The following is a 15200-nucleotide window of genomic DNA, read 5'->3' as shown; positions in this document are numbered from 1 at the left end:
CTTCAACAAGCTCAAGAATGCCCGAAGGCTGGCAACCCGTTACGACAAAACCGCCGACAGCTACCTCGGCTTCATCCACATCGTCTCAATTCGCCTGTGGACCCGTCAATTTGTCAACGCCTCCTAGACGATCTTCGGGCGAAGCGACGCCGCCAGCGATTGACAATTCGCGCCGAGCGAAACCCTTTTTGGGCGAGCAATGTACGGGTAACTGGCAAGTTTCATTATAAACCTAACCAACATCATGCTGAACCAAAAATCCAGTCATTCCCCTTAACTTTCAAGGGCTTGAAGCGCGATTAAAGGATTGCGTTCTTAAGCTGATCTACGGCGTGTGCCTCGAATGCGACACCGAGCCTTTTGCGCACTGCGCCAAAAATGGCAGCGAGATTATCCATGCTCGGGTTACCCTTTTCGGACAACATCCTATGGAGGCTCTTGCTTGGATGCTTGGTGTCCGCTGCCAAAGCCTCGAAACCCAATGACCCATTGACCAAATCGCGCAGGATCAGGCGCGCCACATGCGGTTCGCCATTCAGAAATGCAGTAGCCGCCTCATCAAGCATGGCCTTGGAGAAGGCTGGGTCGCGCATGGCGCGTTCCTTCACTGTTTCCTTGAAATCTCGGGTCAGCGCCATCTCGCTACTTCCTGCCTTTTTTGTCAGTCGCCTTGCGGACCTTGTATTCATTCAGCAGCACCCCCGCCTGATCGATGTCTGACTGCTGCCGCTTCTTCGTCCCACCTACGAACAGGATGACGAGTTCATCCCCTTCCTTGGCGAGATAGAGACGATAGCCTGGTCCCCAGTCGATCCGATATTCTCCCAGGCCGCCGCCGATCCATTTTACATTCGAGGCATTACCCAACTCCAACCGCACTATGGCTGTGGCCACCTTAGCGGAGGCCTGTGGATCCAGACCGTCGAACCATGACCGGAACGGACAGGAACCGTCCTCGCGGATATATTCCTGAACTATCAACTCATAGCCTTTCAAGTAACATATATGTTACCATATGTCCAGCGTCTGCGATCAGGCGACCAGTCGCAGGCGGTCAAGCTTGGCGGCCCCTTGTGCCAGCAGCTTGGCGATTTCATCCGAAGTCCGTCGGACGGCCAGTTTCAGGGCTTCATCGACGTGAATATAGTCCTGCGTCACATTCTGTGATGCGTGACCCAGCATCGCGCGGATCGTCAGTTCAGAAAAACCAAGTTCGGCAGCAATACTGGCAAAAGTGTGCCGCAAGGTGTGGGGCGTAACGCCCACTATGCCTGCAAATCCGCAGATACGTTGCAGGCAGGCACTGGCCGCAGTGAAGGGGCCGTCGCCTGTCGTGGCCGGGAAAACATGGGGATTGCCTGCGACCTGTGGCTGCGCCACGATCACCTTGATTGCTTCCGGTCCGATAGCCCGGATTTGCCCGCCGGTTTTGGTGTCGGGGAAGGCTACAAAACCGCCCATCGGGTTCACCCATGAGCGCTCCATCGCTTGGCCTTCTTCACGGCGATATCCCGTCAGGAGCAACAATTTGATCACCGAAATCCCGGTGGGACTAACACCCTGCTGCTCGGCATATACCATCGCCTTGCCCAACGTTTCGATCTCTGCAACGCTGAGCCGACGGGTCTTTTTGTTGCCTGCCAGCTTCTTGGCGCCTTTAGTGGGGTGTTCGGAAAGCAACCCTTTATGCCTGGCATGGCCCAGGATCGCCTGGATCGTTCCGAGGCAGCGCGCAGCTACGCCGGGACCACCGGTCGCCTTACCACCACGCCCGCCACTGCGGCTCTTCTGCGTCTTATGATTTTTGACGTCGTCCTGCATTGCCTCGACGTCGGCGATTGTCAGATGCCGTGCTATGCGCTTGCCGATCAGGGGCTTGATATGCGTCTTGATCCGGCTTTCATCCATTGCCAGCGAGGATTCCTTGATCGGACGGTTCTTGCGGCCCAGAATCCTGCCGGCCCGAGCCTCCGTCAGATACCAATCGCACAGTTCCGTGACGGTCATCTCCTTACGCGCACGACGTGCCTCTTCGGCAGGGTCTTCGCCGGCAGCAACCTCGCCAAGCTTGATCTTCGCCAGATCGCGCGCCTGATCCACCGTAATGACGCCGAAGCGACCGATCTTGACGCGTCTGATGCGGCCTTCCTTGTTCATATATTGGATGACGAAGGTCTTGGTGCCGGTCGGCCCTATGCGGACCCCGAACCCTTTGATCTCGGTATCCCAAACGAACCCCTGGCCCGATTTGGGCGGGGTGAGAGCATCGACCGTTCGCTTGTTGAGCTTGGCCTTCGCCATGCGCGCCTCCTCCATTTTATTACGCGAGCCCTGAAAAGCCGAAAAGTAATAAGGACGTAATAAAAATCGGTCGTTTCGTGGCAAATCGGAGGTTACTGCGTCGTAACTGTCATGGCAATATCCATTTGAAAAGGCGTAGAAAATCGTAGGATGGCGAATTCTGGCGTAACGGTGCAGATCGGGTTGCCAAGGTTGGGGTCGAGGGTTCGAATCCCTTCGCCCGCTCCAGTTTTCTCCCAGAAAACTAACGGTTTAGACCTCGCGTAGCTCGCGAGCGGGTGGTGACAAAGCCCTCTCTGTTGATCATTGTCACCACATTGTCACCAGCAGGAAGACTGCTCGGGGCATCTCCGGGAAGCTCCCGGCGAAAGCCAAAAAATTACCGCAGCGTTTCGGGCTTAGATGAAGCGGCGCACAATGGCACGTCATTCGGATTGGCTCGGTGACGTTGGTGTGAATCGCCGTCGGTGCATTCCAGTCCAACACACTCATGTGCGCAACGGATTGGGGGCTTGCTTCACAGAACCACTCACTCGCATTAGCCGCTGATCCCTGGGCTCGAAGCCTGTCCTCCTTCAATCAACCCGTGAAGGGTCCGCTACGCTTGCGCGTGCGGCCGCAGCGTTACTGCGGTGATTGCGGCCAGTCCCCGGCCTGTGGGGCGACTGTCGAGCGGGGTGGTCCCGCTCCAAGGCAGGAGCCGCAACATGCCACTGGCAACCGCACAATCGCTTGGCTGGAACCTCTCCCGGACGCTGATGACGGTCATCGTCCTCATTGAAACCAATCAGGGCTACTTCGTCATCCCTGCTGCCGAATTTGATGGCGACCCCGAACAGGTGGTTCGCGAATATGACCCCTTCAGCCGCTAATCTCAGGCACATTTCGCCTTTTCGGCCTGCGCCTTGCCGTGCTATTCTTGCACGGCAGATTGCGCTGAGGTGGTGGTGGCGAGCGCGTCCAGTCAAGGGACGCTTATGACCATTTTTCTCATCCTCGGGGCCGTTGCAGGCCTCTATGTGCTCGCGCTGCTCTTCCGCCTCGCCAGCTACGCGCTGCCTGTCTATGCCGGGCTCACTTGTGCTTTCCTGCTGCTCCGCCATGATGTCGGCCATCTCGGAGCAATCCTGGGCGGACTGGCGGTAGGCATTGCCACGCTTCTGATTGGGCAGGGCCTCATTGCCCTTATCCGCTCTCCCTTGCTGCGTGCCGGGATCGCGCTCCTCTTTGCTATACCCGCGGGCATCGCCGGTTTTCAGGCCGCGCACGCGCTTGGATCACTGGCAACGGACAACAGCATGCTGCTGGCGATCCTTGGATACATCGCTGCAATGGCGACATCCCTCTCGGCATGGCGAAGCGTGACGATGTCGGAGCGTGACACGTGCGTCACCTCACAGTTTGCCGGTCCCGTCGGTGGGCAATCCTCTACAGGCCAATCGATGTCGGCCGAGTGATGCCGCGAGGGGGAAATACCGGCGGTCCACTTGCTTCCTTTGCTTGGCCGATTTTGATCCGAGGATTCAGGACCAGCGTTCACCCGGGCCAGTGTATGCGATCAGCATCTGGCGTCCTTCCCGGCAGAACCGACCAGTGCGGCCTCTTTCGATCCGCGCCCATGTCAGCAAGACGCTTCGCTTGGTAGGCTTGCCGCAACGGTGCTTGCCGAACTTTCTTCCCCCGGCGTTCCGCCGTTCCTCGCGAAACAAGAAAGCCCGGCCACACCGTCCTTCGCTGACGCTGCGGGCTGACGCTGCGGCGCCTGCCACTGGCTGACCCTTATCCGCGCATCGAGGCCGCACTGGCGCGGTCCCGTCCAACGGAAAGGAAATACCCATGGCAAAGATCGGCAACTTCAAGATGGTTTCAGGTGAACTCCGAGGCCAGATCGTCACTCTCGCCCTTCAGGCCAAATCGGTCAGGATCGTCGCGGAAGAAAACGCTACCGGCAATGCCCCGACCCACCGTGTCCTCGTCGGCGAAGTCGAAATCGGCGCCGCCTGGAAAAAGCACACCCAGGACGACCGGCCTTACCTCTCGGTGAAGCTCGACGACCCCAGCTTCACAGCCGCTATCTTCGCTCAGCTCTTCGAGGCCGAGGACGGCAGCCACGATCTGGTCTGGAACCGCCCCAGCCGCCGCAGCGACCATTGAAAGCCCCCAAGTCATCGCCCGGGTGAAACCGGGCGATGACGAATCCCTAGTATATTGGGTGGCAGTATATTAGGGTAACGCCGACCCACGAAGCATGAGGCTTCGGGAGATTTTTGGGACGAATTTAAGGCGATTGCGACACGCCAGTGGGCTTTCGCAGGAGGAATTGGCGCATCGTGCCGGAATCAACCGAAACTATGTCGGCCTTCTCGAACGCGCAGCCAACTCGCCGACGCTCGACACGATTGAGCGACTCGCAGAAGAACTTGCCGTCGATCCTGTGCGATTTTTCGAAAAACCTGGCGGTCGTTGAACGCAAACCCACCGCCATTCACCGAATCTCAGCAGCAATTTTACAATTTCTGAACTACAACAGGCAGATCATTGCCTCTGGGAATGTTTTGTCCCGGCAATCTGGGCTCGGCATTATCCCGTGCTGGGGATAGCGCACTGCCCGATTGGGGGTAAGTTCACCCCGCTTCTCTGCGCGCGTTGCAGGGGCGCAGTCACTAAACAGGTTTTGCTACAAGGAGAGACCCATGTCGGCTCCTGAGTTTGCCGATGAACCACCGCAGTCAGACCGATTGAGCGCTTATGATGAGCGCCACCTTGTCACGTATCTTCGCCTGCTGGATGCCGAAAAGGACGAGGCATCATGGGAAGAGGTGGTTTCAATCATCTTCGCCATCGATCCTGCCAGTGAGCCGGTGCGCGCGCGAAGGGTCTATGATACCCATCTCGCCCGCGCCAAGTGGATGACGCAACACGGCTACAAGCACCTTCTGGTCCCACGAACCCAATAAAACCCGGCAGTTAACACCAATATGGCGCAATCGATTGTGCCCTGCCGCGGGGGAGCCCGGAACTGACTCGAGCACTTCTCTCGTGACGGCTCCGACGTGATCGTTCGACTCCAAAAAAACCTCATAGGAGAGGTGCGATGGAGAAGCCGCCCGACTGGCGTTCGGAGAATTACGCCAAAGCGTATGAAACCTATGACCGCACGGATTTCGCGCAGGAATTCCTGCGCCGCAATCCTGAATACCGCGACCAATATGCTGAAGCCGTTGACGCTGCGCCACTCGCGCTGAGTCGTCTGGCCCGGCACTGGGGGTTGGTCTTTCGCTGCGGACCCTGATCTTCCAGCCCACCATCTCCCGATCATCTGGCACCCATCTACAGCGGCCAGCGTCATCCTTCTGCGCTCGGTGCCTTTCCCTTGCGACGGCTGCAGCCAAGCCGAAATTGTCGGGAGCATGAATATCGCGGCCCAGCACCGCGATGAGGAAGGCCTGCATCTCGTCTTATCGACGGGGAAGCGCCGCTACCGCCTGAATATTTGCGGCGAGACAACAGAGACCGAACCGCTCGCCTACGTTCTTCCGGGCGATGCATTTTGGGAAACACGGCAGGCCGCTGTTTCCGACTTTCATGACCATTGCCATCTCGGACATGTGAAGAAGCTCCCGTTCTGCCTTGCGCCCGGTCTTTCAGAACACTGGCGCTTAGTCCAATGGCTTCGGTTGCTCGATGCGCTGTCCGGCGGTGCAACCACGCGAGAATTGGCCATCGAACTTATCGCCCGCGATGCCGGGCGATATTCGGCCGCCGAATGGGACACGTCGAGCGAGCGCAAACGGATTGCTCGCTGGCAGCGACAGGCGCTCGCTATGCGCGACGGCGGCTATCTCGCCCTGTTGAGCGGCCACTGATCGGGACATTCGGCAGCCACGCCTTATGTCCGTTCACCCAAGTCCCTGAAAATCTCAAATCTCGCCTCCTGCTCGCCGGGCCAACCCCTTGTGTCCGGCACTTCACAGGAGACGTTTCATGGATGGAGATTTCGTCCCGGTATTCCCGCGCTATGTCAGGACGCCCGATGCTGCCGTGCATTTGGGTCTCTCAGCCCGCACGCTTGAAAAGCATCGTTGCTATGGGACGGGGCCGGCCTTTCACAAACTCGGTCGGCGGATTGTCTATGCCATAGTCGATCTCGATGCCTGGGCGCAAAATGGTCGCCGCAATTCAACATCCGATCCCGGACAAGGCATTTGCCTGTCAGCGCGACCGGTGCGCCGTTGATGCGAAGTTCAGCTGCCTCTTCCGCGCATGAAAAATGTGCGCAGCTCGACCTGTTCTACTCGATGCCCGGTGACATTGCCGCGCGCGATGCTCAGGATCTGATGTCCTGGCCCTTCTTCAGCCTTGCCAAGTCGCGGCGCTCCGCGCCGATCGACTTCGCAATGGGGGCCACATGGATCTCGGTCGAAGCCGTAGCCGAACACGGCATGGCGACCATCTGGGATGCCGACATTCTGATTTGGGCGGCGAGTCAGCTCGTCGAAGCGCTCGACGCAGGCCGCCCGACATCTCGGCACATCGCCGCCCGTCCGCACGAGATTCTGACCTTCATCGGGCGTGGGACTGGCAAGGACCATTATGAGCGGCTGCGCGCAGCGCTCGACCGCTTGCAATCGACGACCGTTGCCACGTCGATCCGCCAGCAACACCAGCGCCGACGCCACCGCTTCTCCTGGATCAACGAATGGCGGGAGACACTCGACGACCGTGGCCGAGCCGTTGGCATCGAGCTCATCCTGCCCGACTGGTTCTATGCGGGTGTGCTCGATCGCGGCCTGATCCTGACAATCGACCGCGCCTACTTTGCGCTGACTGGCGGCGTCGAGCGCTGGCTCTACCGTATCGTGCGCAAGCATGGTGGACATCAGCGCGGTGGCTGGAGCTTCGACGTTCCGCACCTTCATCTCAAATCAGGTGCGCTTTCGCCGCTCAAGCAATTCGCATTCGAGCTGCGGACCATCGTCCGGCGGCAGTCTCTCCCGGGCTACCATCTGAGCCTTGAGCACAGCTTTGGTCGCGAGCGCCTGATCTTCAAACCCATCCCCGTCGACCCGTTCGTTGCCGCTGCCCGGCGCGTCGGTCTCCCTGTGGAGAAGTTGGCATGACACTCGGCCTATTAAAAACCGTCGGACTCGGCCCATCGGAAACCCGATTCTCGGCCTATCGAAAACCGGGATCATGCGGAAACCCGCAGAATTCTGCGGCAAATCGGCGCTCCTCTAACGATGCTAATAGAAAAGAATCCTTCGGATTCTTGCTAACCCTTTTGCAGCCTGTGGATAATCGCGGTGCGACGGGCCTGCTCAACGTCCGTGTCAAGCTTGTCGTGTTCGCGGTGGCAGGAGCGCGGCCATGAGCGAGCCAACTGCGCAGCGGCACAGCTCCTCGCACGCCATCAGGTCAGCAACAGCCAGCGCCCTGACCGAGGTCGAAGTGACCTGGATCGAGAAGCGCTACGAACAATGGATCCGCTTCGGTCGCATCGCGGCTGACACGATCATCAACCGCCGCACGCGCGTCATCGCCTTTCGTCCCGGCGCGGTCTTCGCCTTCGTGCGCTGGTCCTCGAACGACTATGGCACCATCCATTCGTGCATCGACATCGTGACGGCAGTGGCACCGGGCGAGGCCTATACGACGTTGCCGTTTGTCCGTCCCGGCGCTGACATTCTGCTGCACATCGAGGGCTGGCCCAAGGTCGCACAGGTGTTGCAGGCCGTCGATGCGGTCGAAGCCGCCGGTGTTGATCCGTGCGACGCATCGCCCGATCACTGGCGCCACGTCGGCAACCGGCTGAATGCCGGAATGCCGTTCAGGGCTTACACAGCGGAGCGGCACGCGGCCTGGCTCCGGCGCAAGGCGCTCGAAGCATGAGCCGCCGCCGCTATGTTCGCGCCACGATACTGTGGGCAGGCTTGTTCAGCGCCGGGTTCGCAGCAGCCGCCATCCTGTCGCCGCGACCGAGACTGATGTGGAACGCGAGCGCCAGTGCGCCCGTCGGCCTCTATCGCCTCGTGAGCGACACACGCCCAAGGCTCGGCGAGTTGGTCGCCATTGTGCCGCCGGCTGCGACCGCACGGATGATGGCCGATCGCCACTATCTGCCGATCGGCGTACCGCTCATGAAACATGTCGCGGCCTTGCCCGGGCAATGGGCGTGCCGCGCCGGTGCTTTCGTCTCGGTGGACGGCAACCGTGTCGCTATAGCCAAATCGCACGACAGATTGGGTCGGCCTTTGCCAAGCTGGCAGGGCTGTCACCGCGTTCGAACAGACGAATTGTTCCTGTTGAACCCTGCGCCCGACAGCCTTGATGGGCGCTATTTCGGCGCTCTGCCCGCAGCCGGTCTTATCGGCACGGCACACCCCATCCTTACCCGTGATGCACCTGACCAGCCCCTGCGCTGGCGTGGATTTGGTGCGTCCGCCGGTTCCCCAACCACCAACCAGGAGCACAAACCATGATGATCGGCGTCTTTCATTCCGCGCAGGACAGTTTCACCGGGCAAATCCGGACCCTCATGCTCGATGCTGTCGTGACGCTCGTCCCGGCTCCATCGAACGACAGCGACAATGCACCCGACTGGCGCGTGCTGCTCGGCGATGCCGAAACCGGCACTGAAATTGGTGCTGGCTGGAACCGCACAGGCGAGCGCGCCGGTGCCTTTGTCGCGGTGCAGATCGACGACCCGGCCTTTGCCCATCCCCTGCGCGCCAACCTGCTTCGCTCCATGTCCCGTGACGACGAGCATCACTTGCTCTGGTCACGTCCGACCAATCGCGATCGGAAATAGGCCATGACCGTTGCTTTGCTTCGCATTCGACGGTGTTCCGTAGTTCGGATTGCCGTTCGGCTGCGCCTTCACCTTCTCCTTCCCGGCACTTGTTTTGCTCTCGGCCTGGCAGCGGCAACTTCTCCGGTTGCCGCAGTTGCGACGGTGCCTGACCAGTTTGCAGCGCATCCCTATGCGCCGCATGTCGCAGAGGCATCGCAGCGCTTCGGCATTCCCGAGCTCTGGATATGGGCGGTGATGCGGGCGGAAAGTCGCGGCAATTCGCGCGCGGTTTCGCCCACAGGAGCCATGGGGCTGATGCAGATCATGCCCGGCACTTGGTCTATGCTGAGCGCGCGGCATGGCCTTGGCTCTGACCCGTTCGATGTGCGTGCGAACATCCTTGGAGGTGCGGCCTATCTGCGCGCCATGTGGAATCGGTATCGCAATGTCAGCTTGATGCTGGCGGCCTACAATGCGGGACCAGGCCGTGCCGATGACTATGCTGCCGGTCGTCGCAGTCTTCCGGCAGAAACCGTCAACTACGTCGCCCAGATCGCGCCAAGTCTTGGAATGGTCAGCATCGCTTCGCCTGCTGCCATGCCACCTGCCAATGCTCATCCCTGGCGTCAGGCTACATTGTTCACACCGCGCGGCGATGGAGAAGCGAGCAGCACTGACGGTGCTGCCGATGTGCATCCACAGCGCACCCAGCTTGCGTCGCCGTCGGCCTCTTTGCCGTCACCGACCCCCGCGCCGCACCCCCTGTTTGTGTCGCTTTCACCGCGAAATCCGTGATGGGATGCTCAAGCATACCTCAGGCAGCTCTGGCGTCGTGTCGGATGGACACGGCGGGGAAGCATGTGTTTGAGCGAAAGGGCAATTTTGGAGGGCAAGATAAAAGGAGTGCCAGCACCTGGCCCTCATGTGGTTGTTGTAGCGAGATAATTCCGTATGGCACCGGGCAAAGCCTGCCATACAATGCTTCCCAAACGCCCGGAAATCTGCCGCGCAATCGTCTGGCACCTTCAAAATGAGCCGCGACGACAATGAATTTCGGGTGCGGCCGGGAAGAAGCAGGGACAGCGGTGCAGCCTCTGGGCGGCGGAGCCAGAAGCTGGCGGCTCAGGTCCAGCGGGCCGCCAACAAGGCGGGCCATGCGGGTTCACGGCGAGCGGGTCTGAAACGCGGCAGTGGCAGCGGCAAAGCTGCGCGCGGACGTCGGACGGTCGCCGCGATGCGCCGCACACCTGGCCAACGCCGCGTTACTGTCATGGCGCGCATCGCTCGCCATAACGGTGCGCATTACCGCGCCGCACCGCTGGCAAAGCACATCAAGTATCTTGAGCGTGACGGCGTGTCCCGCGACGGGCGCGACGCCTCGATGTTCGATGCCCAGACCGACAGGGCTGATCGGGATGCCTTTGCAGGGCGTTGCGAAGATGACCGGCACCACTTTCGCTTCATCGTCTCGCCCGAAGATGCCGGGGACATGGAAGACCTGCGCAGCTTCACCCGCGAATTGATGGCTGACGCGGCCAAGGATCTGGGCACCGAACTGGACTGGGTAGCCGTTGACCATTGGAACACCGACAATCCGCACATCCATGTGCTGGTGCGCGGCGTTGCCAGCGACGGCACTGATCTTGTTATTGACCGGGGCTACATAAGCGAAGGGCTGCGGTTCCGGGCGGAAGAGCGGGTGACGCTCGAACTGGGGCCGCGCACAGAGCTGGACATCCGCACCGCGCTCGAACGCGAGGTCGATGCCGAGCGCTGGACCAGTCTTGACCGGCAGCTTGAACGCTTGGGGCAGGATACTGCAGGCCTTGTCGATCTGCGTCCAGGCGGCGACGCCGATCCCGAAATGCGCCGGCTGCTTCTGGGCCGCGCCGCCAAACTGGAACAGCTGGGACTGGCGGCACGCGAAGGGCCTGCGGTGTGGGCGCTGGAGCCCGGTGCCGAAAACACATTGCGCGATCTTTCGGTGCGCAACGACATCATCAAGACGATGCACAATGCCATAAGCCGCGACGGCGGGCGGTTTGATGTATCGGCATTGGCCCTGCATCAGGACGTTCCAAGCGAACCGGTCATCGGACGCCTGGTCGAACGTGGCCTCCACGACGAGCTGACGGGCAGTGCCTATGCCATCGTCGATGGTGTCGATGGCCGCACGCACCATCTGCGGTTCAAGGACATGGAGATGACCGGCGATGCCAAAGCCGGATCGATCGTCGAGCTGCGCTCATGGGAGGATGCCAAAGGGCATGACCGGCTGTCGCTCGCCACACGATCAGACATACCTCTCGAGGCACAGATCAAAGCACCTGGCGCGACGTGGCTTGATCGCCAGCTTGCTGCCCGCGATCCCGTAGCAACGGGCAATGGTTTCGGGCGCGAGGTGCGCGATGCCCTGGATGCCCGCGCCAGCCATCTCGAAACGCAGGGGCTTGCCCGCCGGCAGGGCCAGCGGGTCATCCTTGCTCAGGATCTCGTCGGGACGCTGAAGAATCAGGAACTGACGGCCGCCACGCAGGCCATCGCCGCGCGCACGGGACTTGAGCACAAACCGTCGGGCGCAGGCGACTATGTCAGCGGCATCTACCGGGAGCGGGTGACGCTTTCGACGGGCCGCTTCGCGATGATCGACGAAGGACTGGGCTTTCAGCTCGTGCCCTGGCGCCCGGCGCTCGATCAGCACCTCGGCCAGCACATCACCGGCACCATGTCGCCGGGCGGTACTGTCGACTGGGCCTTGGGCCGCGGACGCGGGATCAGCCTGTGACCCTCATTTACCCCCTCATCAGGAGTAACTTTCAATGAACGCCACCCGTATTCTCTGGGGTCAGGTCATCGCCGTCATCAGCGTCACCTTGCTTGGCATCTGGTGTGCCACCCAATGGACGGCCCACGCCCTTGCGTACCAACCCGAGCTCGGCGAGCCCTGGTTCTGGCTTGGACCTTGGCCAATCTATCCGCCCTATGCCTTCTTCTGGTGGTGGTTTGCGTTCGACGCCTATGCACCACAGATCTTCCAAACCGGCGCTTTCATCGCGGTCTCAGGTGCCTTGGCCGCCATAGTCATCGCGATTGCCATGTCGGTGTGGCGCGCGCGGGAGGAGAAGCAGTCAGAGACCTATGGGTCTGCGCGGTGGGCAACCGACAAGGAAATCAAGAAGGCAGGCCTCCTGAAACAGGACGGCGTGGTGATCGGCTCGCACAAGAATCGGTATCTGCGGCACAATGGCCCCGAGCATATTCTCTGCTTTGCGCCGACCCGTTCCGGCAAGGGCGTTGGTCTCGTAATCCCCTCGCTGCTCGCCTGGCCGGGCAGTTGCATCGTCCACGATATCAAAGGCGAGAACTGGGATCTGACGGCGGGCTTTCGCGCCCGGCATGGCCGCGTCCTGCTGTTCGATCCGACCAACCCCGCATCCAACCCCTACAATCCGCTGCTCGAAGTCCGGAAGGGCGATTGGGAGGTGCGTGACGCCCAAAACATCGCCGACATCTTGATCGACCCCGAAGGGTCACTGGAAAAGCGCACGCATTGGGAGAAGACCAGTCATTCGCTGCTCGTCGGCACGATCCTGCACGTCCTCTATGCCGAGAAGGACAAGTCGCTGGCCGGGGTCGCTGGCTTCCTGTCTGATCCGCGCCGTTCGATCGAAACCACGCTGCACCGGATGAAGACGACCCCGCACCTGGGTAAGGACGGTGTCCACCCCGTTGTAGCAGCCGCCGCGCAAGAACTGCTGAACAAGTCTGACAATGAGCGGTCTGGCGTCCTGTCGACGGCCATGTCGTTCCTCGGCCTCTACCGCGACCCTGTGATTGCGCAGGTGACCGGAGCCTCGGACTGGCGCATCACCGATCTTGTCGATTCAGCGGCACCTGTGTCGCTCTATCTGGTCATTCCTCCTTCCGATATCAGCCGGACCAAGCCGCTCGTCCGCCTGATGCTCAATCAGATCGGGCGCCGCTTGACCGAAGAGCTGAGAGCCAAAGGACGCCGACAGCGCGTCATGTTCATGCTCGACGAATTCCCGGCTCTGGGGAGGCTCGACTTCTTCGAAAGCGCCCTGGCCTTTGTTGCAGGCTATGGGATCAAGGCATTCCTGATCGCGCAGTCGCTCAACCAGATTGAAAAAGCCTACGGGTCAAACAACGCCATTCTCGACAATTGCCATGTCCGCGTCGCGTTCGCGGCCAATGATGACAATACCGCCAGCCGCGTTTCCAATGCGCTCGGCACCGCCACCCAGATGCGGGCAATGAAGAATTATGCCGGGCATCGCCTCTCGCCATGGCTCGGCCATATCATGGTCTCACGTACTGAGACCGCGAGGCCGTTGCTGACCCCCGGCGAAGTTCAGCAATTTTCTGAGCACGAGGAGATAGTGCTGGTGGCCAGCACTCCGCCGATCCGCGCGGAAAAGGCAAAATACTTTCTCGACCCACGGTTTCGCGCGCGTCTTCTACCCGCACCCACTCCCAAGCCGCTGCACCCAAAAAAACGGCCAAAGGACGACTGGTCTGCGCTCGCACCCATTGCGGCACCGCTGCCGACCAAACCAGCCAAGGCAGAAGAGAAATGCTCCGAACAGCCGCCAGTTGATCAGCCAAAGCCGGGTGTGCCGTCAGCTGCTGATCGGGCCAAATCAGAAAATGATACGGCGAACTCCGGGATCAGGCGAGAACCCGAACTGGGCGAACATGAGGATGTCGTTCCCGTCCCCAAGCCACCGGTCAATGAGTTCGATCTTGATCGCGATGTGCCCGAGGATGACGCAGCCACGGTCAAACGGGAAGCTGATCGCACAATGAACCGCAATGCCCGCAATGCATCGCTCGACCCCGATGACGGCATCGACCTGTGAGGAAGAAGCCCCACAGCAAACAAACCTTCCGGCTCGATATCGAACTGGCCAAATTGCTGGAGGAACGCGCTCATGCCCGCGGCGTCTCGCGCACCGAAGTGGTGGAGGCGGCGTTGATGTCTCTGCTGCAGTCCGATCAGGATGAACGGATGGAAGCCGCTCTGGCGAGACGGCTCGATCGTCTGTCGCGGCAATTGGATCGGCTCGAATGGCATGTGGAATTGACGAACGAAGCGATCGGCCTGTTCGTGCGCTTCTGGCTCACCAGCAATCCGCCGCTGCCTGATGCCGCGATGAAGGCGGCGCAGGCGATGGGCAAGAAGAGGTGGCACGGATTTGTGGAATCACTCTCGCGGCGCATGGAGGCGGGGCCGAAACTGCGGGATGAGATGGAGCGCGAGAATCGAGATACCGCCTGAAGGTCAATTCATACTTGCAATCAAAGGAATGCAAAAATTCATTGTATTTGTATCATTCAGTTGGGGAAAGCTTTTGCTAGAAATTTCTTGGCTCGAAAGGTTGACCGATGATGGCGAAATGTGATGACCACGATTTTCCGTGCCAAAGCCCGGAATACGATGACTTCGACAAAATGGCACGTGAGGAGCTATCGCAGCCGCTTGCTGCCAATGATTTAGTGAACTTGAGCGAATATTGCATGATGATACCGGTCGCTGATGACTTCGTGATTGGCGATTTGAATCACAAAATATTTCTTAAAACTCTCAAGGGTCAGTCCGGTCTTTATCACCTGTGGACTGATTACGAATCATGTGATGACCATGAAACCCATACGATGTTGTGTGCCTATGTCGGGAAAGGGCCGCCCGACGCCCGCATCGCTAGCCACATTAAATCTAAATGGCCAGATGGGGTTCTGCTTTATGCGACATTTACAAAAATGAACAATCGCCTAGCCAAGTATTATGAGCAGCTATTTCTTGATTGTTACGACTTCACCTTAAACAAAGCGGAAAATTCAGGGACCAGGGCACTGTATGCCGTATGGGATAGTGACCGCCACCATATGGGGACTCATTCAAATGAGGTTTCCGGCATGAGCAAAATTGAAAGTTTCGACGATTGGTAAGTGATCAAAGGCTGGCGGGACCATGCCACCGTCTACGGCCTTCCAGCCATACGGTGGGAGCAGCAAACTACGCTCATCCCTGTTTTTCTATCCCCCACTGCTACGACGCTAAATCCTTGTTGAACTAGCCCCTTTTCTG

General features: G+C 59.8%; 20 protein-coding genes and 1 pseudogene. 18 read left to right on the top strand and 3 right to left on the bottom strand.

Annotated features, from left to right (window positions below; translation table 11 throughout):
- Positions 1-127, top strand: a pseudogene (locus EWH12_RS16590) (IS5 family transposase); the annotation flags it as partial.
- A gap of 172 nt (positions 128-299) precedes the next feature.
- Here the strand turns inward: EWH12_RS16590 and EWH12_RS16585 are convergent.
- Genes EWH12_RS16585 through EWH12_RS16575 form a run of 3 tightly spaced genes read right to left on the bottom strand, consistent with a single transcriptional unit; the run spans position 300 to position 2301 of the window.
- On the bottom strand, positions 300-638 hold the full coding sequence (locus tag EWH12_RS16585) for a helix-turn-helix domain-containing transcriptional regulator (protein WP_129927272.1): 339 nt from the start codon (positions 636-638) through the stop codon (positions 300-302).
- Positions 639-642: 4 nt separating this feature from the next.
- A complete protein-coding gene (locus EWH12_RS16580) occupies positions 643-996 on the bottom strand; it encodes a type II toxin-antitoxin system RelE/ParE family toxin (RefSeq protein WP_242496099.1) in 354 nt (117 codons plus the stop codon).
- A gap of 36 nt (positions 997-1032) precedes the next feature.
- Positions 1033-2301: a tyrosine-type recombinase/integrase gene (locus EWH12_RS16575; RefSeq protein ID WP_129927271.1), complete on the bottom strand. Its 1269-nt coding sequence runs from the start codon at positions 2299-2301 to the stop codon at positions 1033-1035.
- A 707-nt stretch (positions 2302-3008) separates the two neighbouring features.
- Here EWH12_RS16575 and EWH12_RS22300 point away from each other — a divergent pair.
- From EWH12_RS22300 to EWH12_RS22705, 17 genes are all read left to right on the top strand, one after another.
- Positions 3009-3173, top strand: a complete 165-nt coding sequence (locus EWH12_RS22300) for a hypothetical protein (RefSeq protein WP_165363648.1) — start codon at positions 3009-3011, stop codon at positions 3171-3173.
- A 105-nt stretch (positions 3174-3278) separates the two neighbouring features.
- Positions 3279-3758 carry a hypothetical protein gene (locus EWH12_RS16570; protein WP_129927270.1) on the top strand — a complete coding sequence of 160 codons (480 nt, stop codon included), beginning with the start codon at positions 3279-3281 and terminating at the stop codon, positions 3756-3758.
- Positions 3759-4137: 379 nt separating this feature from the next.
- Positions 4138-4455 (top strand): DUF736 domain-containing protein, encoded by a 318-nt coding sequence (locus tag EWH12_RS16565; RefSeq protein WP_129927269.1) that lies wholly within the window; start codon positions 4138-4140, stop codon positions 4453-4455.
- A gap of 166 nt (positions 4456-4621) precedes the next feature.
- On the top strand, positions 4622-4768 hold the full coding sequence (locus EWH12_RS16560) for a helix-turn-helix domain-containing protein (protein ID WP_231382252.1): 147 nt from the start codon (positions 4622-4624) through the stop codon (positions 4766-4768).
- A 226-nt stretch (positions 4769-4994) separates the two neighbouring features.
- The gene (locus EWH12_RS16555) at positions 4995-5258 is read left to right on the top strand and encodes a DNA -binding domain-containing protein (RefSeq protein WP_129927268.1); all 264 of its coding nucleotides are present in this window, start codon (positions 4995-4997) and stop codon (positions 5256-5258) included.
- A gap of 137 nt (positions 5259-5395) precedes the next feature.
- The gene (locus EWH12_RS16550) at positions 5396-5593 is read left to right on the top strand and encodes a transcriptional regulator domain-containing protein (RefSeq protein ID WP_129927267.1); all 198 of its coding nucleotides are present in this window, start codon (positions 5396-5398) and stop codon (positions 5591-5593) included.
- A gap of 118 nt (positions 5594-5711) precedes the next feature.
- Positions 5712-6167 (top strand): DUF2285 domain-containing protein, encoded by a 456-nt coding sequence (locus EWH12_RS16545; protein ID WP_129927266.1) that lies wholly within the window; start codon positions 5712-5714, stop codon positions 6165-6167.
- Between the two features lie 118 nt (positions 6168-6285).
- Positions 6286-6537: a helix-turn-helix transcriptional regulator gene (locus EWH12_RS16540; protein ID WP_006964014.1), complete on the top strand. Its 252-nt coding sequence runs from the start codon at positions 6286-6288 to the stop codon at positions 6535-6537.
- Positions 6537-7421, top strand: coding sequence for a replication initiator protein A (locus EWH12_RS16535; RefSeq protein ID WP_129927265.1), 885 nt, complete (start codon positions 6537-6539; stop codon positions 7419-7421). The genes EWH12_RS16540 and EWH12_RS16535 overlap by 1 nt, the downstream gene beginning before the upstream one ends.
- Positions 7422-7668: 247 nt before the next feature.
- The gene (locus EWH12_RS16525; RefSeq protein WP_129927264.1) at positions 7669-8190 is read left to right on the top strand and encodes a DUF2840 domain-containing protein; all 522 of its coding nucleotides are present in this window, start codon (positions 7669-7671) and stop codon (positions 8188-8190) included.
- Positions 8187-8780, top strand: coding sequence for a S26 family signal peptidase (locus EWH12_RS16520; protein WP_129927263.1), 594 nt, complete (start codon positions 8187-8189; stop codon positions 8778-8780). The genes EWH12_RS16525 and EWH12_RS16520 overlap by 4 nt, the downstream gene beginning before the upstream one ends.
- Entirely contained in the window at positions 8777-9109 is a 333-nt protein-coding gene (locus EWH12_RS16515) for a DUF736 domain-containing protein (protein WP_017183359.1), read from the top strand. The genes EWH12_RS16520 and EWH12_RS16515 overlap by 4 nt, the downstream gene beginning before the upstream one ends.
- A gap of 144 nt (positions 9110-9253) precedes the next feature.
- Entirely contained in the window at positions 9254-9886 is a 633-nt protein-coding gene (locus tag EWH12_RS16510) for a lytic transglycosylase domain-containing protein (RefSeq protein WP_129927274.1), read from the top strand.
- 235 nt (positions 9887-10121) lie between these two features.
- Positions 10122-11876: a relaxase/mobilization nuclease domain-containing protein gene (locus tag EWH12_RS16505; protein WP_129927262.1), complete on the top strand. Its 1755-nt coding sequence runs from the start codon at positions 10122-10124 to the stop codon at positions 11874-11876.
- Positions 11877-11910: 34 nt separating this feature from the next.
- Entirely contained in the window at positions 11911-13971 is a 2061-nt protein-coding gene (locus EWH12_RS16500) for a conjugal transfer protein TraG (protein ID WP_129927261.1), read from the top strand.
- Complete coding sequence (locus EWH12_RS16495) at positions 13968-14390, top strand: ribbon-helix-helix protein, CopG family (RefSeq protein ID WP_129927260.1); 423 nt, start codon at positions 13968-13970, stop codon at positions 14388-14390. The genes EWH12_RS16500 and EWH12_RS16495 overlap by 4 nt, the downstream gene beginning before the upstream one ends.
- Before the next feature lie 107 nt (positions 14391-14497).
- Positions 14498-15061, top strand: a complete 564-nt coding sequence (locus tag EWH12_RS22705) for a hypothetical protein (protein WP_242496098.1) — start codon at positions 14498-14500, stop codon at positions 15059-15061.
- Positions 15062-15200 lie beyond the last annotated feature (139 nt).

This window comes from Sphingobium cupriresistens, from assembly GCF_004152865.1.
Lineage (GTDB): Bacteria > Pseudomonadota > Alphaproteobacteria > Sphingomonadales > Sphingomonadaceae > Sphingobium > Sphingobium cupriresistens.
The sequence above is the reverse complement of the archived record's forward strand: the minus strand, read 5'-3'. Positions and strand labels throughout refer to the sequence as shown.